Source organism: Campylobacter sp. DY7 (assembly GCF_057802535.1).
In genome coordinates this window covers 1-20,774 of the sequence record NZ_JBYJAU010000002.1, presented here as the reverse complement: position 1 = coordinate 20,774, position 20,774 = coordinate 1, and the positions used below count along the sequence as shown (strand labels likewise).

20 protein-coding genes and 3 tRNA genes are annotated in these 20,774 nt (G+C 28.8%); 6 read left to right on the top strand and 17 right to left on the bottom strand.

Features of this window, described 5'->3' with window-relative positions; all coding sequences use genetic code 11:
• Nucleotides 1-55: 55 nt before the first annotated feature.
• Nucleotides 56-1,861, bottom strand: a complete 1,806-nt coding sequence (gene typA / locus AC1B00_RS01445; RefSeq protein ID WP_488847785.1) for a translational GTPase TypA — start codon at nt 1,859-1,861, stop codon at nt 56-58.
• A gap of 120 nt (nt 1,862-1,981) precedes the next feature.
• Between typA and fliK the strand changes: the two genes are divergently transcribed.
• Nucleotides 1,982-3,658, top strand: coding sequence for a flagellar hook-length control protein FliK (gene fliK / locus AC1B00_RS01440; protein ID WP_239817820.1), 1,677 nt, complete (start codon nt 1,982-1,984; stop codon nt 3,656-3,658).
• Nucleotides 3,659-3,916: 258 nt separating this feature from the next.
• A complete protein-coding gene (locus tag AC1B00_RS01435) occupies nt 3,917-4,201 on the top strand; it encodes a hypothetical protein (RefSeq protein ID WP_488847784.1) in 285 nt (94 codons plus the stop codon).
• Nucleotides 4,202-4,409: 208 nt separating this feature from the next.
• On the opposite strand, the gene AC1B00_RS01430 is transcribed toward AC1B00_RS01435, so the two are convergent.
• The 16 genes from AC1B00_RS01430 to AC1B00_RS01355 all read right to left on the bottom strand — a co-directional run bounded on the left by AC1B00_RS01430 (nt 4,410) and on the right by AC1B00_RS01355 (nt 16,608).
• Nucleotides 4,410-7,004: a molybdopterin-dependent oxidoreductase gene (locus AC1B00_RS01430; protein ID WP_488847783.1), complete on the bottom strand. Its 2,595-nt coding sequence runs from the start codon at nt 7,002-7,004 to the stop codon at nt 4,410-4,412.
• A 14-nt stretch (nt 7,005-7,018) separates the two neighbouring features.
• Nucleotides 7,019-7,585 (bottom strand): cytochrome c3 family protein, encoded by a 567-nt coding sequence (locus AC1B00_RS01425; RefSeq protein WP_488847782.1) that lies wholly within the window; start codon nt 7,583-7,585, stop codon nt 7,019-7,021.
• Nucleotides 7,586-7,869: 284 nt separating this feature from the next.
• Nucleotides 7,870-8,430: a dCTP deaminase gene (gene dcd / locus AC1B00_RS01420; RefSeq protein ID WP_214116378.1), complete on the bottom strand. Its 561-nt coding sequence runs from the start codon at nt 8,428-8,430 to the stop codon at nt 7,870-7,872.
• Nucleotides 8,431-8,522: 92 nt separating this feature from the next.
• Nucleotides 8,523-8,599, bottom strand: a tRNA-Asp gene (locus AC1B00_RS01415).
• A 13-nt stretch (nt 8,600-8,612) separates the two neighbouring features.
• Nucleotides 8,613-8,688: transfer RNA gene (locus AC1B00_RS01410), tRNA-Val, on the bottom strand.
• A 9-nt stretch (nt 8,689-8,697) separates the two neighbouring features.
• A tRNA-Lys gene (locus AC1B00_RS01405) sits at nt 8,698-8,773 on the bottom strand.
• Nucleotides 8,774-8,965: 192 nt separating this feature from the next.
• Nucleotides 8,966-9,952, bottom strand: a complete 987-nt coding sequence (locus AC1B00_RS01400; protein ID WP_239817816.1) for a beta-ketoacyl-ACP synthase III — start codon at nt 9,950-9,952, stop codon at nt 8,966-8,968.
• Nucleotides 9,930-10,919 (bottom strand): phosphate acyltransferase PlsX, encoded by a 990-nt coding sequence (gene plsX, locus AC1B00_RS01395; RefSeq protein ID WP_488847781.1) that lies wholly within the window; start codon nt 10,917-10,919, stop codon nt 9,930-9,932. Before plsX ends, AC1B00_RS01400 begins: the two co-directional genes overlap by 23 nt.
• 5 nt (nt 10,920-10,924) lie before the next feature.
• Nucleotides 10,925-11,071, bottom strand: coding sequence for a 50S ribosomal protein L32 (gene rpmF, locus AC1B00_RS01390; protein ID WP_239817814.1), 147 nt, complete (start codon nt 11,069-11,071; stop codon nt 10,925-10,927).
• Between the two features lie 10 nt (nt 11,072-11,081).
• Nucleotides 11,082-11,432: a hypothetical protein gene (locus tag AC1B00_RS01385; RefSeq protein ID WP_488847780.1), complete on the bottom strand. Its 351-nt coding sequence runs from the start codon at nt 11,430-11,432 to the stop codon at nt 11,082-11,084.
• 1 nt (nt 11,433) lies between these two features.
• Nucleotides 11,434-11,847, bottom strand: a complete 414-nt coding sequence (gene ndk / locus AC1B00_RS01380) for a nucleoside-diphosphate kinase (RefSeq protein WP_214116937.1) — start codon at nt 11,845-11,847, stop codon at nt 11,434-11,436.
• Nucleotides 11,848-11,901: 54 nt separating this feature from the next.
• Complete coding sequence (dsbD, locus tag AC1B00_RS01375) at nt 11,902-13,518, bottom strand: protein-disulfide reductase DsbD (RefSeq protein ID WP_488847778.1); 1,617 nt, start codon at nt 13,516-13,518, stop codon at nt 11,902-11,904.
• A complete protein-coding gene (locus tag AC1B00_RS01370) occupies nt 13,515-14,165 on the bottom strand; it encodes a cache domain-containing protein (protein ID WP_488847777.1) in 651 nt (216 codons plus the stop codon). The genes dsbD and AC1B00_RS01370 overlap by 4 nt, the downstream gene beginning before the upstream one ends.
• Nucleotides 14,158-14,721, bottom strand: a complete 564-nt coding sequence (locus AC1B00_RS01365) for a recombination protein RecR (protein ID WP_239817810.1) — start codon at nt 14,719-14,721, stop codon at nt 14,158-14,160. The genes AC1B00_RS01370 and AC1B00_RS01365 overlap by 8 nt, the downstream gene beginning before the upstream one ends.
• The gene (locus tag AC1B00_RS01360) at nt 14,708-15,937 is read right to left on the bottom strand and encodes an ArsS family sensor histidine kinase (protein ID WP_488847775.1); all 1,230 of its coding nucleotides are present in this window, start codon (nt 15,935-15,937) and stop codon (nt 14,708-14,710) included. The genes AC1B00_RS01365 and AC1B00_RS01360 overlap by 14 nt, the downstream gene beginning before the upstream one ends.
• Complete coding sequence (locus AC1B00_RS01355) at nt 15,937-16,608, bottom strand: response regulator transcription factor (RefSeq protein ID WP_239817808.1); 672 nt, start codon at nt 16,606-16,608, stop codon at nt 15,937-15,939. The genes AC1B00_RS01360 and AC1B00_RS01355 overlap by 1 nt, the downstream gene beginning before the upstream one ends.
• 78 nt (nt 16,609-16,686) lie before the next feature.
• Between AC1B00_RS01355 and dnaJ the strand changes: the two genes are divergently transcribed.
• The 4 genes from dnaJ (at nt 16,687) to AC1B00_RS01335 (ending at nt 19,811) form a co-directional block, all read left to right on the top strand.
• Nucleotides 16,687-17,772 carry a molecular chaperone DnaJ gene (dnaJ, locus tag AC1B00_RS01350; protein WP_488847774.1) on the top strand — a complete coding sequence of 362 codons (1,086 nt, stop codon included), beginning with the start codon at nt 16,687-16,689 and terminating at the stop codon, nt 17,770-17,772.
• A 254-nt stretch (nt 17,773-18,026) separates the two neighbouring features.
• Nucleotides 18,027-18,605, top strand: a complete 579-nt coding sequence (locus AC1B00_RS01345; RefSeq protein WP_488847773.1) for a hypothetical protein — start codon at nt 18,027-18,029, stop codon at nt 18,603-18,605.
• A 15-nt stretch (nt 18,606-18,620) separates the two neighbouring features.
• Complete coding sequence (locus tag AC1B00_RS01340) at nt 18,621-19,100, top strand: hypothetical protein (protein WP_239817805.1); 480 nt, start codon at nt 18,621-18,623, stop codon at nt 19,098-19,100.
• An 18-nt stretch (nt 19,101-19,118) separates the two neighbouring features.
• Nucleotides 19,119-19,811, top strand: a complete 693-nt coding sequence (locus tag AC1B00_RS01335; protein WP_488847771.1) for a hypothetical protein — start codon at nt 19,119-19,121, stop codon at nt 19,809-19,811.
• Nucleotides 19,812-20,774: the final 963 nt, after the last annotated feature.

Here is a 20,774-nt window from a genome sequence, read left to right as displayed (position 1 = left end):
TAAATACTTGATTTTAGAACCTATTTCAAAAAGAATTTGAAATAGGAATTTAAAATTAAGATTTAGATTTTTCCATACGGCGTCTTACCGTTGGATCTAAATAACGCTTTCTAATACGAATATTTTGTGGAGTAACTTCTACTAATTCATCTTCTTCAATCCATTCCATAGCACGCTCAAGATTTAGCTTTCTAGGTGGAACAAGCTTAATAGCCTCATCACTTCCACTAGCACGAACGTTAGTTAAGTTCTTTCCTTTAATAGGATTTACATCAAGATCATTCGGACGGCTATGCTCTCCTATAATCATTCCTATATAAGTTTTTGCTTGTGGGTCTATAAATAACACTCCTCTATCTTGAAGATTCCATAATGAATAAGCAAGCGCAACTCCGTTTTCCATACTTACAAGCGCTCCATTTTGGCGTTTTTCAACGCTACCTACAAATGGTCTAAAGTCTAAAAAGCTATGATTCATTACACCTTCGCCTTTAGTATCGGTTAAAAATTGACTTCTAAAGCCAATAAGACCACGAGCAGGGATTTCAAACTCAAGTCTAGTTTGTCCATCACCTGTTGGAACCATGCTCTTCATTTCTGCTCTTCTTCTTCCAAGTTTTTCAATAACCGTTCCACTAAACTCATCAGGCACATCTATTACTAAGTTTTCAAATGGCTCAGTTTTTACACCATTTTCAACTTTAACAATAACTTCAGGTCTTCCTAAACAAAACTCAAAGCCTTCTCTTCTCATATTTTCAGCTAAAATTGTGATTTGTAACTCACCACGACCACTTACTTTAAACTTACCTTCGCCGATATTTTCATATCTCATCGCAATATTTGTTTTCATTTCTGCTTCAAGTCTTTCAGCGATTTTATTACTTGTAACATGCTTTCCTTCAGTTCCTGCTAAAGGACCATCATTTACGCTAAATACAACGCTTAAAGTTGGCTCTTCTATATGAAGTGGATCAAGTGGCACAGGATTAGCAGGATCAACAATACTATCTCCAACATCTAAAGCATCAAAACCTGCAATCGCTACGATATCTCCAGTGCTTGCATTATCAATATCCATTTTTTCTAAGCCCATAAAGCCTATTAGTTTTGAAATTCTTCCTGTTTGCTTGCTTCCATCAGCTTTTGCTAGCATTACATTTTGATTTTTTGTAATAGTTCCGTTAAAAATCCTTGCAATACCGATTTTACCTACGAAGTTATCATAACCTAATGTGAAAACTTGTAATTGTAAAGGATTGTCATTGCTACCACTTGGAGCTGGAACATGCTCAATAATCTTGTCAAATAGTGGTTGCATATCTTTACTATCATCATCCAATTCTTTTTTTGCAATTCCTTCTTTACCTATTGCATAAATAACAGGGAAATCTAATTGTTCATCAGTTGCATCAAGTGCTGCAAAAAGGTCAAATACTTCATTAATAACCCTATCAGGATCAGCTGCTTGTTTATCTATTTTATTTACAACAACTATTGGTCTTAAACCTAATGCTAAAGCTTTTTTAACAACGAATTTTGTTTGTGGCATAACACCTTCTTGAGCATCAACGATTAATAAAACCCCATCAATCATCTTTAAAACACGCTCAACTTCTCCACCAAAATCTGCGTGGCCTGGAGTGTCTATAATATTTATCTTTGTGCCTTTGTAATTAATAGCTGTGTTTTTTGAAAGAATGGTAATACCACGCTCCTTCTCAATGTCATTACTATCCATTACACGCTCATCAATTTGCTCTCTTTCGCTAAAAGTTCCTGATTGTTTTAATAATTGATCAACCATTGTAGTCTTGCCGTGATCTACGTGTGCAATTACTGCTATATTTCTAATACTCAATGTTTTCTCCTTAATTTAAAGTTAAAGTTTAATTAAATTAAGTTAATTTTTAGATATATAAATACAAAAAATTGGAACGGATTTTGCTAATTCTTGTGAAGTTTTAAACTAAGGATAAAAATGAAAGATTTATTAATTTTACAAGATGTAAAAAACCTAAGTGCAAAAAAAGGTAAAGGTTCAAAAAAATCAGGTGGGGAAGGCTTTGCTGATTTATTATTTAATCAAACAGATGCTAAAAATACTAAAAATAATTTATTAGTTATGCAAAATGTCTTTAAGGCAAAAAATGAGATAAAATACAAAGATTTAAAGCAAGCAAACACTGAAATAAATCTAGCATCATCATTACTTAATGAAAAGCCTAGCAATAAAGAACCTAATTTATTAGCAAATCTTTTACAAAATCCAAAAAATTTAAATGAAAAAGTATCGCAAATTGTAAAAAATGCAAAAGAAGTTAATGAATTTTTGCCTGAAAGATTGCAAATTAGCGAAGCTGAAATAATGCAAGATATACAAAAATCTATGCAAGATTTTGAATATGGAAAAGAATTATTTGATGACTTAAATTTCGTTCAAATATTAGACTTTTTAACCATATTAAAACAAGATAGTAAAAATGCTGAGCTTAATAACTTTTCTAGTTTAAAAAACATAGTAAATAATAAAATAAACCTTGAAACTTTTGCAAATACTACAAGCGTTCATTCTCTTGTTGAACTTGCTAAAGAACATAAATTAGGTCTTAGCAATATAACTTATGAAAAAATCAAAAACAATGAATATAACGAGCAAATTTTTGCTAAGCCATATCCGAAATTATATGAGCAAAACTTCTTCTCACATGCTTTAAATAAAGAGCCTAAAAGCACTAAATTAGAAGATGTAAAAAAAATCAATCTTGAAAATATACTAAATCAAAAAGAAGTAAAACTAGATAATAAAACAACAGAAAAAATAATAACAAACAATCAACAACAAAAAAACATTGAAAGCACTCTAAAAACTGGGGCTTTAAATGAGCTTTTAAGTAAAATTTCAAAAGATACAAACGAAGTAAAACCAAGTAAGGAATTAAGAGCTGAGATTTTAAAAGTAATATCAAATGAAAACGATACACCTAAACAAAATATAAAAGAAGCTCCTATTACCCTAAAAGACAATAAAGAAATAGCAAAAGATTTCATAAAACCACAAATGCAAACTCAAATTCAAGCAGAAAAACCTATCCAAAATGAGTTGCCAAAAATAGAAAATGAAATAATTATGCCAACTGAAGAAAGTTTTGAAGAGCTAGTTCAAAGTGATGATAAAATAGAAATAAATAAAGAAAAAATAAGCTTACCAGAGAGCTTAAAGCTTGATTTCTTAAATCCTAATAAAGAACTTAGCAAAGAACAAACAAAATTAGTAATTGATAATTTTACAAGAGATTTTAAAGAAGAAATAGAAAAATTTAAAGCTCCAAGCCACAAAGTTAGCATTAATTTAAATCCTAAAGAATTAGGAGAAATTAATGTAACAATGGTTGCTAGAGGAAATAATTTACATATTAACTTAAACTCAAACAACCAAAACACCTTAAACCTATTCATAGCTAACCAGCAAGAGTTTAAAAATAGCCTTGTAAATATGGGCTTTACTGGACTTGCTATGAACTTTGGTGATAAAAAAGACGGGCAAAGAGAGCAAGAGCAACAAAAAGCTCGTAAAAAATATGAAGAGATAGAAGAACTAGAAGCTACAAGCGATATGCCAAGTGGAATTAACGCTGTGCTTTATAAATATTTTTAAAGGGGTAAAAAATGTTAGTTTCTTTAGTATCAATAATGTTAATAGGAACAATGATAATTTTAGCAGTAGGTTTTGCAGCTAGGCTATATTTTAAAGATACTTAATAGATTTTCGCTTACATAATTCCTATTTCAAATTCTTTTAGGTGCTTTATTAATGCTATATGAAAAATAAGCTTATTATAAGAGTTACATATATTCTAATAATATATTTTCATATTTTACTTAAGGAAAAAGATGAAATTAATAGAAATTTATAGTGATGAGTTTTGCAATTTTGCAAAAGATGTGCAAAAAAACTTTTCAAATAAGTTTTAGAAATGAAACAGATGAAAATGTAATTACAATTGATGAGATTTTAAAATCTCTAAAGAATAAAAAGGCTAAAAATTTTTATGTTTATAATAAAGATATAAAGGCCAGTGGAGTTTGTTTATTAATAGATAAAAATACTCAAAATAATAGCCTTGAATTATTTTATATACTTGAAAAATTTCATAGCAAGGGTTATGACTTGGCAAATGATAGAAAAAACCTTTCCTAAAACTAAAGTTTAAAGCACTGCTACGCCTTATTTTGCAATAAGAAATATTCATTTTTATGTTAATAAATGTGGTTTAAAATAGTTCAATTATCAAATTTATCAGATAAATTTAATAATATTAAAGAGTTAGAATGGTTCTTTAAGTTTGAAAAAATAATGAATAATTAAATTCCTATTTCAAATTCTTTAGGGGCAAATGCCCCTATTATTATGCTTTTACAGGTTCAGTGAATACTACGATTTCAGGTGCTTTACCTTCAAATTTCTTAATATTTACTAGTGCTGTATGAGAGATATTTCCGTTTGCAAGCTCGCTTGTAGGAATATCAATTGTTAGCACGTTTGCACAACCATATTTGCAATCGCCGTTATTATCAGGATCATACCAGCCACCTTCTTGTAATACAACAACGCCAGCCATTACATCATCGCTAACTTTTGCACCAGCAATTACCTTACCACGAGCATTATATACTTCTACTAAATCGCCATCTTTAATACCCTTAGCTTTTGCATCTTTAGTATTAATTAAGATTGGCTCATGTCCATTTACAGCATAAGTTTCTCTTAAACTTGTATGGCAAAGTTGTGAGTGTAAGCGGCTTGTTGGGTGTGGGCTTACCATGTGAAACTCTGCAGGTTTGTTTTTCATACCTAACCACTCGATTGGCTCCATCCAAGTTGGGTGAGCTTTGCAGTCTTTATAACCCATTTTTTCAATAGTTTCGCTATAAATCTCTATAAGTCCGCTTGGAGTTCCTAGTGGATTTAAGATAGGATCTTCTACGAAATCTTTAAAGCGAACGAATTCATAAGCACTTTGGTCAGCTTCAAATTCTAATGCCTTGTTTGCTTCCCAGAAATCTTTAAAGCTTGGCATTTCTACGCTTGAGCTTGATTTTGCAGCGTTATAGTATTTTTCTACCATTTCAAATGGAGTTTGATTTTCGCAATATGCGTTATATAATTTATTTGCTAAAGCAGCTGCATCTTTTGCTTTACCGCCCTTACTTAATACACAATATTCTCCATAAACTTTTATAAGCTCAGCAAATATACTAAAGTCATCTTTACTCTCACCTACCGGAGCAACTGCAGCTTTCATAGGAACTATATGCATATTTGAATAATCCCCACTCATAGAAATATCATCTCTTTCATATTGGCTAGTTGCAGGAAGTAAAATATCAGCCATTCTAGCTGTTGGAGTCCAGTAAATCTCATTTACTACTATTGTTTTTGGCTTTTGCCATGCTTTTACTAAAGTTTTTAAATCTTGGTGATGAACGAATGGGTTTCCACCTACCCAGTAAATATAATCTATATCACTATAAGTAATCTTCTTACCATTGTGATCAATTGTCTTACCTGGGTTTAGTAGCATATCAGCAATTCTAGCTACTGGAATAGCTTTATCTGTTGTTTTTTGTAACCAGCTTTGACCTGTATTTTTCTCATTATTGTTATCTTTTGATTCAACCAAATGTCCATTACTATCAAATGTAGCACCAACTACACCTTTAAACTCGCCTTTATCCCACATACCAACAAGGTTTGCATTAACACCACCTACGATTGGAGCATTTGTAGTTGCAACACCACCATTTGAATAATGATAGCTTAGACCAAATCCACCACCATCTTTACCAATGTGTCCTAGCATTGCACATAAAGTTACTAGCATCCAGTGAGGTTGCTCTCCGTGATGAGCTCTTTGCATACCCCAACCACTCATTACTAAGCTTAGGTTTTCTCTTAATTCTTTTGCTAAATTCTCAATAACACTCGCTTTTACGCCACAAATCTTCTCAGCCCATTTGCTATCTTTTTTAACGCCATCAGTTTTACCCATTAAGTAGTCTTTAAATTTATCAAATCCTACTGTATAGTTTTCCATAAATTCAGCATCATAAAGCTTCTTATCAATTAAATAGGTAGCCATACCCATCATCATAGCAACGTCAGTATTTGGTCTTGGTTTTATCCAATCACCTTTGCCTTCAAAAAACTTAACCGTATTGCTTGCTCTTGGGTCAATGCAAATTACTTTGATTTTGCTTTCTTTGATTTTTTCCATATAAGAACGACCTTCGCCATCGGTTACAGTCCATGCAATTTTTAGTGTATCAATTGGGTTTGCTCCCCAAATAACGATAACTTTTGTATTTTCTAATACCAAATCATAATTGGTTTGTTGCTCATAAACTTCAATTGAACCTACAACATGTGGCATAATAACTTGCGATGCACCAGTTGAATAATCCCCTAATGAACCAACAAATCCACCAGTTAAGTTCATAAATCTATGAAGTAATGTTCTTGAGTTATGAACGTTACCACTTGATTTCCAACCATAACTACCAGCAAAAATTCCATCAGCACCTTTTTCATCATAAGTTCTTTTTAAACCTTCAGCTACAAGCTTTAAAGCCTTATCCCAGCTTACACGAACCCACTCATCTTTACCACGAAGCTCAGGTTTATTATCTAGTGGATTTTCTAAGAAACTCTTTCTAACATAAGGATATTTTACACGATTAGCATACACTAAATCAGGTGTGTAGTGTTGTAAATCATTTGTTAAAGTCTTTGTTTGTTTTGCGTTAAATGGTTCGCTTTTTACAACTTTACCATCTTTTATAGTTAATTTTAAAATACCCCAGTGAGCACCTGTTACAACTTCGCCATTTTTTACTAAACCACTAGCAACTGCTTTGCTTTCAGCTCCAAGTAAATTAATAGGAGCAAAACTCATAGCACCAATTGCTGCTGAACCTTTTAAAAAACTTCTTCTATTTAACATAATTTCTCCTTTCGTTATTTCATATCTTTTGCGTGTTTTTGTAGATATTGCACTACTAATTGTCTATCAACTTTGTCAATTCCTGTTCTTGTTTCCATAGCTTTGAATGTTGCAGGCCATTGGTTTGCACTAAACTCGGTTACAGAATGAAGCGGATGACAAATTCCGCAATTTTCTTCAAACATAGCCTTGCCTTTTTCAAGAAGTGGCTTAGCTGAACTTTCTAAATCAACTAATTCTTCTTTTTTTGCATAAACTTTAATTGAAGCTATGCTAAAACCATTTTTTAATTCTTTTTCAACCTTAAAATCTACTTTAGAATTTTTACCAAATGCAGCAACTAATATTCTATTTTTATCATTGAAATATAAAATATTTCCTGAATTAGGATTGTAATATCCTTTAATTGTAAGCTCTGCCATATCGCCATCTTTTGTAATTTCAAAAGCATTTGTTGGAAGTAACTTTCCTTCAGCTTTTTTAGCATCTACTGAAGTGTAAAGATTAATAATCTTACCGCTAAATTGCTCAGCAGCAAACATAGAAGCCACTAAAGCACAGCTTAGAAAAATCTTTTTCATAAATCTCCTTAAATAAAAATTAATTTTTAAAACTTGTTAAAAATTATAAAATTATTGCACTTATTAGTAAATATTTTTATCTTATGAATAATTTATTGAATATTTAATAATGTGTGTAAATTAGATATATTAAGTATGATTTTTAAAATATAAAATAATTGGAAGAATAATATATAATCTGCAAAATAATTTTGAAATTCCTATTTCAAATTCTTTGAAAATTATTAGAAATTTTGTGTAAAAAAGTAAAGAATTTGAAATAGGAATTTCAAATTCTTAAAAGATTATTTTAATACTTTAGGGAGTGTTATTCCTGTTTGGTTTTGATATTTACCTTTTTTATCAGCATAAGATGTAATGCAAGGCTCATCACCTTGTAAAAATAAAACCTGTGCTATTCCTTCATTTGCATAAATTTTAGCTGGTAGCGGAGTTGTATTGCTAATCTCGATAGTAATATGACCACAAAAACCTGGCTCAAATGGCGTTACATTTACAATAATTCCACATCTTGCATATGTGCTTTTGCCAAGACAAATTGCTAAAACATCTCTAGGCATTTTAAAATACTCAACCGTTCTAGCAAGTGCAAATGAGTTTGCAGGAACTATACATTCATCTCCTACAAAATCAACCACATTTTTATCATTAAAATCTTTAGGGTCAATCATTGTGCTATTTACATTTGTAAAAATTTTAAACTCACGACCTACACGAATATCATATCCATAACTTGAAAGCCCGTAGCTAACTACATTTTTTCCTACATTTTCTTCGCAAAACGGAGTTATCATTTCGTGTTTTAATGCCATTTCTTTTATCCAAGCATCACTTTTAAGTCCCATTATTTATCCTTTGTATAATTTTTACCTATTATTGCATTTTTAATTAATCTAAGTGTAAAGTTAAAATGTAAAAGTGATTGTTAAAAAGAAGATGGCGCGGCGGACGGGGCTCGAACCCGCGACCTCCGGCGTGACAGGCCGATATTCTAACCAGCTGAACTACCGCCGCACCGATATTAAAATGGTGGTCGCTATAAGACTCGAACTTATGACATCCACCTTGTAAGGGTGGCGCTCTACCAACTGAGCTAAGCGACCAAAAATTGATGGTGTCCTGTGCTGGATTCGAACCAGCGGCCCCCTCATTAAAAGTGAGATGCTCTACCTGCTGAGCTAACAAGACTTAAAATAAAAATAAGTTTGGATTATACAATCTAAAACTTAAATTAAAATTAATATTTTAAAAAATTAATTCTTTTTAAAAAGTTTTAGCTTATTTTAGAATATAAGTTATATTTTTTATTATTTTTAAAAAAACAAATTCCTAATTCAAATTCCTTGAAAATTTTAAAGAATTTGAATTAGGAATTTAAACTTACAAATCTTTATAATTAATGCCGTCAAAATAAGCTAAAGCACTACCCCAAGTAAAGCCACCACCAAAAGCATCTAAAAGCATTAATTTTCCATTAGTCAAACGACCTTGCTCATAAGCTTCATTTATTGCAATCGGAATTGATGCTGCTGAAGTATTGCCAAACTTATCAACACATACAACGCATTGCTCATCACTTAAGCCCAGCTTTTCTTGAACATAGCTTATTATTCTTAAATTAGCTTGATGTGGTATAAATAAATCAATTTCATCTTTTTTAAGATTATTTTTTTCAAGTAAATAAGCAACATCATCGGCTAATGTTTTTACGGCTACTTTAAATACTTCGTTGCCTTTCATCTCAAGCTTTAAAGGTTCTGCTTGCTTTGTTTTATTAGAGCGTTTTGTGCATAATAAATCTTTAAATTCCCCATCACTTCCTGTGTGAGTATCTACGATGCCTAAGCCATTGCTAGCACTTATTACACAAGCACCTGCACCATCTCCAAATAAAACACAAGTTGTTCTATCTGTATAATCAAGCACTGAAGAAATCTTTTCTGCACCTATAATTAAAACATTCTTTTTAGCACCACTTTCTATCATAGCACGAGCAAGCTCAAGCATATAAATAAATCCTGAGCAAGCCGCACTTATATCAAAAGCACTAACACCTTTTAAACCAAGCTTGTTTGCTACTATTGTAGCAGTTGATGGCATTGTAAAATAATCAGGGCTTAAAGTTGCTACTATAACCAAATCTATATCTTTAGCGTCAATTTTTGCTCTTTTAATAGCTAATAATCCTGCTTTATATGCTAAATCACTTGTATTTTCATTATCTTCTGCGATATATCTTTGTTTAATACCTGTTCTTTTGATTATCCATTCATCACTTGTGTCTAAAAAATTTTCAAAATCTTTATTTGTTAATGTTTTACTAGGTAGATAAGAAGCAATACTTCTAATGCAAGCTTTTAATTTCATCTTCAATCACTTTATTTACATTTGAATTAGCAAATTTTAAAGCTTGAAAAATAGCATTTTTTATAGCTTCTTCATTGCTCTTTCCGTGGCTTATAATAGTACAACCATCAACTCCTAATAAAGGAGCACCTCCATACTGGTCATAATCTAAATGCTGTTTTAGTGCATCAAATGCACCTTTGCTAAGCATATAACCTACTTTAGCTAATGATGATTTTTTAATTTCACTTTTTAATAGCTTAGCAAAAATGCCCACAGCACCTTCTGCTGTTTTTAATAAAATATTTCCAGTAAAACCATCACAAACAACAACATCACACTCACCTGCAAAAATCTGACCGCCTTCTACATTGCCTATAAAATTACTTAGATGTTCTCTTAATAATTTGTGAGTATCTTTTGTAAGTTTATTACCCTTGCAGTCTTCTTCACCATTTGATAATAGTGCTATTTTAGGATTTTTGATATTCATTACTTCTTTTGCATAAGCTTCGCCCATAATTGCAAATTGTAATAAATTTTCTTCTTCACAATCAACATTAGCACCAACATCTAATACTAAAACCCTGCCATTAAATGTAGGCATTAAAGTTGCAATCGCAGGTCTTAACACACCTTTTACTCTTCCTATTCTAAGAGTAGCAAGGCTCATTGTAGCTCCACTATGTCCTGCAGAAACTACAGCGTTTGCTTCATGATTTCTTACTAATTCTACAGCTTTATAAATACTGCTGTCTTTGCGTTTTAAAACATCAGTAGAGTTCTCATCCATATCAAATACATCAGTAGTATGTAAATACTCTACTCTATTTGATAATTCTTGTGGAATTTGATTTCGGATTTTCTCTTCATCTCCAACTAAAATAACGCTAAAATTATCTTTTTCTCTTAACGCTTTAACTACTCCACTAACAATTGGGGTGAAAGAAAAATCTCCACCCATAGCATCAACAGCAACTTTTATCATAGGTATTAATATTCACCTGTTGTTGGATTAATTCTGTGTGGTAATTTCCAGCTTCCGTCTTTATCTTTTACTGGTCTTACTAACTCAATTTTATAATGAGTGCGTCTTTTCGCTGCTCTTGTTTTACTAACTCTTCTCTTTGGAACTGCCATGTTATTCTCCTTATTTACAATTTTGACAATAAAAATAATCGCTTAAATATAAAGATAATTCGCTTTTTAAAACTTCAATTAAGTCTATTTCACTATCATAAAATTCCATAGTATCACTTAATTCATTTTCTTTATCTTTAAATACACCATCGCTTAAATCTAAGTTGATTTTTTCATTAACTTCAACTTCTAATTCAGCAGCACAACTATCACAATAATGTATAACATTACCAACTAAAGTTGCATCTAGTGTAACCAACTTATTATCTTTTCTTTTTAAAAAGCCTTCTAAAACTAAATTATCAAAATCTAGTTTAAAAGGGTATTTTACCGAATTAATTTTACTAAAAGCAATTTTCATTTTAATTTATTTCAAGTTTATTAAAGAAAAACTCTATTTCAATTTTAGCATTTTCTAAACTATCACTACCATGAACTGCATTTGCATCAATACTTTCAGCAAAATCCGCTCTTATTGTTCCTTTTGCCGCTTCTTTAGGATTTGTTGCTCCCATTAATTCACGATTTTTAGCAACTGCATTTTCACCTTCTAACACAGACACAACAACAGGACCACTAGTCATAAACTCAACTAAATCTTTATAAAATGGTCTTTCTTTATGAACTGCGTAAAATTCTCCTGCTTGCTCTTTTGTTAAATATAGTTTTTTAATAGCCGCAATTCTTAAGCCATTAGCTTCAAAACGACTTAAAATTTGACCTATTACACCCTTTTTAACAGCATCAGGCTTTATGATCGATAAAGTTCTTTGCATTAAATCTCCTTAAAATAAAAGCTCATATTATACAAAAATAAATTAATTTTAGCTTTAAAAATTAAGTTCTTTTAATAAAGTTTTTGCATCAACTAAACCAACTATTCTTTTTATCACTTCTGCTTTATCGTTTAAAACTAGTAAAACAGGTGGTCCAAATATCTTATATTTTTCAGCCATTTCTTGCTCAAATTTGTTTGGATTACTAAGGTCAATTTTAATTAAATTATAGTGATTTAAGGCGTTTATTACATCTTTATCTTTAAAAGTTGTTTTTTGCATAACCTTGCAATTTTCACACCAACTAGCAGTAAAATATACTATATTTTTTGATGATAACTCTAATTTATTTGTAGCTTGAATAAATTCTAATTTTTCTTCTACAATTTCATATTTTTCATAATTTCCAAAAACATTATTTAATAAAATAAATGAAAATGATAAAATTAATACTAAAAAAACTTTAAAAAATAACATAATTTTATTTTTTGAGCTCTCAAATAAACCAAAAAATACACAAAAACAAATTCCTAAAACTGCATATAGGATATTTATTATCATTTCATCAAGCAATCTTTCTAAGAAATATATAGCAATTGCTAACAAGACAAAACCAAAAAATTTATTAACATATTGCATCCAAGCGCCAGTTATAAATCTAAAACCAAAACCTATTGCAATAAGTGGAATTCCCATTCCTATACTCATAGCAAATAAAGCACTAGCACCTAAAACAACATCATTACTATTTGCAATATAAATTAAAATTCCAGCAAGTGGTGCTGCAACACAAGGACCTACAATTAAAGCACTTAAAGCACCCATTAAAAATATCCCTATAACACCACTTAAATTTGTGCTTTTTTGATTAATTTTATTTACTAAAAAATTAGGCATTTTTAATTCGTATAGCCCAAACATTGATAAAGATAAAAGAACAAAAATTAAAGAAAAAACAATAATTACAATAGGACTTTGAAAAAACGCCTGAACTCCGCTTCCTAAAAGTGCGGCAACAACTCCTGCAATAGTATAGCTAAGAGCCATTCCTAATACATAAACTATGCTTGAAAATACAGGTTTTTTGCCGCTACTTTTTGCTAAAATACTAGAAATTATAGGAACCATAGGCAATGTGCAAGGCGTAAGAGATAGCAATAAACCTGATATAAAAAACGTTAAAATATTAATCAAAAATGAAGAATTTAAAAGCTGAATTTCATATTCACTTTTAGCGTTTTGTTCTTCTTTTTTTAGCTTGATTGCTTCTTTGTTTGCGTATTCTAAACTAAAAGAATTGTTAAGATAATTAAAAGAAGCAACTAATGGCTGATAACATAAACCTTCAGTTGAACATCCTAAATAAAATATTTTTACATTATCATTATCTTTTAAAATAAAATTAGGTAAATTAAACTCAATTTGATTTAAAAATACTTCAACATTATCTTTTAAGATAGGCTTTTTTAAATCAATATCTTTTGTAATATCATTGTTATTATGAGTAATTTTTAATTCGTCTTTATATAAATATACACTAGAATCTAGGTTTAATTTAATTGTTTTTATGGCAGGAGAATTTGAAATCTGAAATTGAAAAACTTCATTAGGTGGTAAAGCTTCTGCAAATAAAATAACACTTAATAATAAAATTTTAATAATTATTTTCATACTTTTCTCCGTTTTTTATATTGATAAAAGCTAAAAAATAAAATCATAATAATTACTATGAAACTACTGATTAATATTAAATTATTTTCATTTCTAGTGATTTTTTTATTTTCTTTATTTATTTTAAAAATATCTAAATCCATTGTGCAACCATAATAAATATTTAGATTTTCATCTTTTTTAACATAAGTAATTATGTGTCTTATTGAATGATTAGTCCAAAAAATACTAGCTTCTGTAAAACCTTCATTATTAATTTTATCAACCAAATCTTTTACATATAATTTATTATTAATATCTGTTTCTTGCAATATATTTTGGTTTTCATAATCTTTTGAATAATGTGCTATATAAAAGCCCAAACTATCAAAAGCATAAGCCTTTTCTTGATATTTATTAAAATTAATTTTATTAATTTCTTTTTTAATTAATGCTAATTTTTCATTATGATTTAAAGAAGGTAATAAAGTATTTGAATATTTTTCTATCTCATCTACTATTGTTTTTGCTTGTTTTACAACTTCGCTTTTTACATCTTTATTTTCTTGTAATTCATAAGCATTATTAAGCATATTATAAACATTAACGCTATTAACAACAACGCTAAAGCACGCAAGTAAAGTAAAAAATACAATAACCCTAAGCATCAAAATTAACCTTATTTACAATAGCACTGGTTAAAGAATTGATATCAATATCTTGTATTTTAATTCCATTAGGAACACCTTGAGCGATTTTGCTAATTTTCATATTGTAATTCTTAAAATAATCTTCTAAATAAAAACAAAGAGTATCCGTGCTAACGCTTGGTGTATAAGCTAATAATAATTCTTTAATATCAAACTTAATTATCATTTGTTCTAATTTTTTTAAATAATATTCATTCATTTTTGAAAGTATGAAATATCTTCCTTCATATACATTACATTCATCAATAAAAAACACATCTTTAGGACTTTCTACTAGACAAATAATCTCATCAAGTTCTAAATTAACACAATAATCACATAATTCATTTTCACTTAAACATCCACAAATTGAGCACTCTTTTATGTTTTTTTTAGCGTTTTCTAAAGAATTTACTAATTCTTCTAAAAGATTTTTATTTTCATAACACAAATAATAAGCCATTTTTAAAGAAGTTTTTTTGCCTATTCCTTGAATTTTTCCTATGCTTTTGCATAAATTATTAAAATGTATCAAGCGTTACCTTAAAATTATGATATTCATTAGTATAAAAATACTCTATTTTATAGCCTTGAGTATCACAAATATATTTAATCAAATAAAGACCTAAACCAAAACTATTTGCAGTATTTTTACCTCTTATAAAAGGCTTAAAATATTCATTAACATCAAAATCTTGTTCTTCGCCTTTATTTCTAACTATTATCTCATTCGCAAAGAATTCTATAATACACTTACGCTCACTTGAATACTTTAACGCATTATCTAATAGATTTTTAATCAAAATAACTAATAAAGAACTATCTACTAAAATCTTTTTATTAACATGCATTTTTACATCAACTACACTTAAATCATCTAAATATAAAGCATTAAGAGATTCTTCTAATAAAGTTGAATAAGTTTTTTCTTCTAAAACCACATCATGATTGCTTGATAAGATTTCTTCTAGATTTTTTAGTTCATTAATTAAACTATTCATATTCTTAAAAACATTTAACAATATTTCTTTATTTTTTTCATTTTCTGGCATGCTTGCTGCAAACATTCCCTTAGCAATAGGAGTTTTTAACTCATGCATAATTGCTCTTAAGAAAAATCTTCTAGCTACTGTTAATTCATTATTCTTTTTAATAGCTTTATTAAATTCTTTATATAAAATTCCTATTTCATTGTTTTTTTCATATACAAAATTACTAGGTCTATTGTTTAATAAATTAATTATGTGATTTTTTAAATGATGCAGCGGTTCTATTAAAAAATAACAAAACAATAAAGATAATATAAAAAGACCTACCATACAAAAAGTTAAAACCAAAACATTATTACTTGTTATATTACTATCGTGGGTATTTTCATAAACTCTTGTTGTATTGTTTTTAATATTATTAATCTTTAAAAAATATCTATTATCATAAACTATACCACTTACTAAACCAAAATTTGTCTTAATATCAATAGGCTTATCCGTGCTTGTGTATATTTCGTTAATAAAATCTTCATCATTAATTTCTTCAAAATCAATATCTAATAAATATTTATTTATTTGAGAAGCAACACCACTAGAATAAAGCTTATCAAGCGTTAAAATCGCAAAATAAAGCCTACTTTCATTCTCTAATCTTAATGCTGTTTGCGTATATTTTAAAATAGTTGCTGAAATTATAGAAGTTAGTAACACACTAACTATAAAAATGGTTACTAACTTTGCTCTAATTGAAATAAATCGCATTAGCCAATAAGCTTATAGCCTATGCCACGAACTGAAAATATATGTTTAGGATCTTTTGAACTATCGCCTATTTTATTTCTTAATCTTCCGATAATTACATCTAAACTTTTACTATCTTTTTCTCTTAAAGATCTACAGCTACTAGCTAATTCTTCCCTTGAAACCGAATAGCTATGTCTTTTTACTAAATAACTTAAAATATCGTATTCAGCAGGTGTTAAGCTAAGTGGTTTTTTATCATAATAAATTTCATGTTTTTCATGCTCTACTTTAAATAAAGTGCTTACCTCTTCTTCAGGTGGTAATATAGCTTTTTTATATCTTCTTACAAGTGATGAAACCCTAGCTTGTAATTCAGTAGGCTCATAAGGTTTTGGTAAATAATCATCAGCTCCTAATCCAAGTCCTAAAACCTTATCACTTGTATCACCTCTAGCACTAGAAATAATAACAGGAATATCATATTTTTTACGAATTTCTTTACATACCTCAAGCCCATCCATTCCTGGTAGAGTTAAGTCTAATATTAAACAATCAAATTGACTAATATCTGCTGCTAAACCTTCTGCAGGAGTACTAAAATTAGTCACTTTAATGTTAAACTTTGCCAAAAACTCAGTAATAAGACCAGCATATTCTACTTCGTCTTCAATCATCATTACATTAATCATTTTTTCACCTTTATTTATTAAAGTCTTTTCATTCTAACAATATTTAATTTATAAACGATAAATTGCAAAAGGAAAACAATGCGTGATTTTTATGAAATTCTAGGAGTTAGCAAAAACGCTAGTCCTGATGAAATCAAAAAAGCTTATAGAAAATTAGCCTTAAAATATCATCCTGATAGAAATCAAGGCGATAAAGATGCAGAAGAAAAATTCAAAGAAATAAACGTAGCTTACGAAACACTAAGCGATGATGCTAAGCGTGCTAGATATGATAGATACGGAGAAGCTGGGATTAACGGCGGTGGTGCTGGTGGATTTGATTTCGGTGGATTTTCAAATTTTAGTGATATTTTTGGCGATATTTTTGGTGGTTTTGGTGATAGCGATGATGAAATTGATGAAGATTTATTTATAACTCTTGAATTAAGCTTTAAAGAAGCAATATTTGGCTGCAAAAAGAAAATCAATTATTCATACAAAACAAGTTGCATAAAATGCGATGGCACAGGTTCTGCAAGTAAAACAACTCATACTTGCTCAAGATGTAATGGTAAAGGCAAAGTAGCTATTAGACAAGGATTTTTCCAAATGGTTAGCACTTGTGATGCTTGTGGTGGGAAAGGTAAGGTTATAAAAGATAAATGCTCAAGCTGTCAAGGAAGCGGACAAGAAAGCAAAAAAGAAGAATTAGAAGTAACAATTCCTGAAGGAGTAGATAACGGAGTAACCCTAAAATGCGCTAATAAAGGTAATGAAATTGGCAAAAACGAACGCTCTGATTTATATATAAAATTAAGAGTAGCAAGAGATGATAGATTTATTAGAAAAGGCGATGATATCTATATTGATGTGCCGATATTATTTACTCAAGCAGCGCTAGGCTCTAGCATAATTGTGCCTACAATTAGAGGCGAAGCGACTATTCAAATACCATTTGGTTTAAGCGATAAACAACTTGTAAAAATTAGTGGCGAAGGTGTAAAAAATCATCACACAAGAAGAACAGGCGATCAATTCGTTCAACTTAGCATTATGTATCCAAAACATATAAATGCAGAACAAAAAGAATTATTAGAAAAATTAAATGAGAGTTTTGGTATCAAAAACGATGCGAAAGAACAACAACATGGCATATTTGATACTATAAAATCATGGTTTAAATAATTTCAATTTCCTAATTCAAATTCTTTGAAAATTTTGTGGAATTTGAATTAGGAATTATAAAATTTTAACTATATATTTTATGCAATAACAAATTAAACTGATAAAAAACTATAACAATAACTGCGATTAACCACAAGCTTATTTGTTCTATTCTGCTAAATAACCCTATAAAATCAAAAATAAATACTAATATTATTTAAGCAAATTTTAAGAATGGGGGGGGGTATTATACTTATTTTAAATAAAGGATTTTTATGTGTGAAATATCAAAAAATATTTTTGAGAAAATTAAAACAGATGGCTTATATGCGTATAATAAAACTGATTTGTATGATTATCTTATATACCTACTAGATAAAGAAGAAAGACTACTAAACAAATCAAACGACGAATTATCAAGGCTTTTAAAGATAAGTTCTAGTAAAGTAAATGCCTTAAGGGCAAATATAAGCGTTAAATTTATGAATGATAGTGAATACGAAAGCTTATTTTTAGACTTTTTATCACAGCTTTCAAGTAAAAATATAAAAGAAGACGAAACTCACTATATATTTACCATAGAAAATAAAGCTATAAGAAACTTCATAGAAGCAAAACTAAAAAAGCATTGTAATGATACAGCCGACTACACACTTAATAAAGAAAAAATAAAAATCTTAAAAAGTGATTTCATAACACTTTTAGAAAAGGAGGGTAGCGAAAAAGAAAATATACAAAAATTAGCTCAAAAGCTAAAAACAACAAAAACTCTAGATAAAACTATAGATATTATCGCTGAGTTTTTCCCAGTTTTAAAAAAACTAAAAAATACTTATCAAATCGCACAAAAATAATTTAAGGAGATTTAAATGAAATTAAACAAAATATTATTAGGTTGCCTTTTATTTGCTTGTATTGCAAACTCTGGAGAACTTAAACTTGAAAGCACAACTGGTGGAAATTATTTAACAGTAAAAGATGGTGATTGCTTTACGACTGGATATAATCCAGAAATCGCGGTTGTAAACAATAATATAATAATGAACGATTATTCTATATGTGAGTTTAGTATAACAGCTAAAGAAAAAATAGAAATTTTAAATTTAGAAGTAAATAAAAATATACCAAAAGAAGTAGCTAATTGCACGTCAGATGCCAGACAAATTTATGAAAAATCACCAAATCAAGGTGTTTTAAAAGCAGGAGAAACTAGATGGTATAAGATTAAATGTCTTAATCTAGAAATGAAAGCGGGATTAAAAAGCATAACAATTACCACAGATAAAAATAAAGCAACTTACAAAAATCCTAAAAAATATGTAGATGAAGATTATTTTATAAGAAACTGAAAAAAATAAGGAGATTTTATGAAAAAAATAATGTTATTTATGGCACTAGGGTTAAGTTTATTTGCTTTTGACATAAAGCAAATTGAGCCTACTTGTAAAAATCCAAATAAACAAACAGAATGTCTTGATCAAATATTTGATGCCTGGAATAAAAAATTAATAAATTCTAATCATTTTAATGCAGTTAAAAATCTATGTCTTAAATCAAATAGTGCTGGAGCTTGTGCTGGAGCTACTATTTTAGCAGACTATGGAAGTGAAGAAGAATTTAGAAAAATTGGCATGATTGATATTATGTATAAAGTGTGCAATCTAAAACCATTTACAAATCAATCCGGAGTGAGTAGTTATTATGCATGTTTTGAATCAGCAAACTTAGCCATTATGTTAAAAGATAAAAAAAGTGCAATCAACTTTAGCAATAAAGCTTGTAAGGCTGGCAGGCAAGATGGTTGTGCTTTATATAAAAAATTAACACAAGCTCCACAAGCAAAACAATCAAAACAAGCAAGAATTAAAGAATTAAAAGCTAAAGCCGCAGAACTTGAAAAAAGAGCAAATGCTGCTAGTAATTCTCAAGCCTATCACGATTTAAAAGAGCAAGCAAGCGATTATCGTGCAAGAGCTATAGCGTTAGAAATTGGTGGTGAAAACGCAGAAGCTAGTGAAGATATAATAAGAGCACTAGAACAAACTTTTGGTGGTTATTGAAATATCATAATTTATATACCTACTTTACAAAAAAATAAACGAAATTTAAAATTAAATTTCGTTTATTAAATTTATACTTTAATAACTTGTTATTTGAATTAAATAAAAAAATATATAAAAATTGATTATATTTTCATAAAGTCTAAATCCTATATGTTTATCACTATCTCTCAAGAATCAAAATTGCTAAATATAAACATTTAAAAAGTTAACCATTAAATTTACTATATTTTTTATAAATGATAGTTTTATTATAACAATTTATAAGATTACTACTAATTTCATATATAAAATCAAAAATACATGAATTATTTTTTAATATTTCATATTATTTAATAAAATTATATAGATTTTGAAAATATTGTATATAGTTTTATTTTCATAAATACACTAAACACTAAAACTCATTTAACTTCTTTAGCTTTTATTATTCTTTATTTTATTTGAATATTATTGTGTGATTTATTTGTTTTTTAACTTAATTTGATTGTAATGATTTTAATTAATAACTTTATTTTTAATAGTTTATTTCTTTTGATATAAGTTATTAATTACTTATATATAATTAACGTCAAACTAATTAAAATAACTTACCCTATTTAATTAGCTTTTTATATGTTATTACCAAGCCTCTAAACCATACCTAAATTATTTTATATATCGCTTATCTACTTGATTTTCTTCTTTTGCCTTTTTGATAGCAAAAAACCTTTTTCTAGCTTTCTCATCTTTAAATGCCATTTTATTTCCCTTATATAACTTTTTACTAATTATAATCTCTATAATTTACTATCAAAAACTAATCCATATAAATTCTTAAAGCATAATTTAGCACTCACCACCAACCTTTTAAAAAGATGGTAGTTAAATTAAAAAGTAAAAAGTTATTTTATAAAAATAACAACACTAAAAAAATAAAAACCTACCAACCAACCATAAAAACCAGAACAAATGCAATAAAAA